Annotated in this window: 1 protein-coding gene and 1 pseudogene; both read left to right on the forward strand. The window is 76.0% G+C overall.

Annotation, left to right across the window (positions count from 1 at the left end; all coding sequences use genetic code 11):
* Positions 1-195: 195 nt before the first annotated feature.
* A complete protein-coding gene (locus tag GT045_RS11940) occupies positions 196-447 on the forward strand; it encodes a helix-turn-helix transcriptional regulator (RefSeq protein ID WP_161298327.1) in 252 nt (83 codons plus the stop codon).
* 99 nt (positions 448-546) lie between these two features.
* A pseudogene (locus GT045_RS11945) lies at positions 547-843 on the forward strand (hypothetical protein); the annotation flags it as partial.

Below are 843 nucleotides of genomic sequence, written 5' to 3' on the forward strand. Positions count from 1 at the left end.
TCGGCGGCGCGGCCCGGTGCGGCCGCTCCCCGCCGCTCGCACGCCGACGCCGACGCCGTCGCAGCCGCTTGGCGCCGGCTCGCGGGCCGTTGCGGCTGCTCCGCCCCGGTTCGCGGGCCGCTGCGGTCGCCCTCCCCGTGACCCAATTATTATACCGGTATAGTAATCGAGTGGGGCGGCGGGCAGAATGGGGGCATGGTGCGCACCCCCCTCACCCCCGAAGAGCGTGAACGCGGCGAGCGGCTCGGGCAGCTGCTGCGTGTGGCGCGCGGCGACCGGAGCATGGTCGACGTGGCCGCCGAGGCGGGTGTCTCGGCCGAGACGCTCCGCAAGATCGAGACGGGCCGGGCGCCGACCCCGGCGTTCTTCACGGTGGCCGCCCTGGCGCGTGTCCTCGGCCTGTCCATGGACGACCTGGTGACGCGCTGCGCCCTGCTGCCCGTGTGAACCACCCGCGCGCCGCCCGAAAACTCTCCGTAGCAAGCCCGTAACACGACTGGTGTTGCCTACCGGACGGAGTGCCGGTGACCGGGCGGGAGGTGGGCGATGGCCGCGGACCGACTCCCCGGCCGGGCAGGGGAGTTCGCGAACCGTCTGGACGCCCTGCTGGCGCGCCTCGACCCGCGCCGCGGCTGGAGCGGGGTCTTCTGGCAGCGGGACCCCGACGGCATGCGGGCCTGCCTCGACGGGCGTGAGCTGCCGCCCTGGGACGTGGTGGAGGCGCTGCTGGACGATCTCGCCGCGGCGTACGGCCCCGGTGCCGCCGCGGCGGAGCGGGAGCGGGTCCGGCCACTGCACGCCGCCGCCGTGGCCGCCTGCGACGCCCTGCCCGGCGCCCGGGAC

The organism is Streptomyces sp. SID486, from assembly GCF_009865385.1.
In the GTDB taxonomy this organism is placed as follows: domain Bacteria; phylum Actinomycetota; class Actinomycetes; order Streptomycetales; family Streptomycetaceae; genus Streptomyces.

Bases quoted from the DNA above. Each gene is read 5' to 3' on its own strand.
- GT045_RS11940 (WP_161298327.1), top strand. From the start codon at position 196: ATGGTGCGCACCCCCCTCACCCCCGAAGAGCGTGAACGCGGCGAGCGG.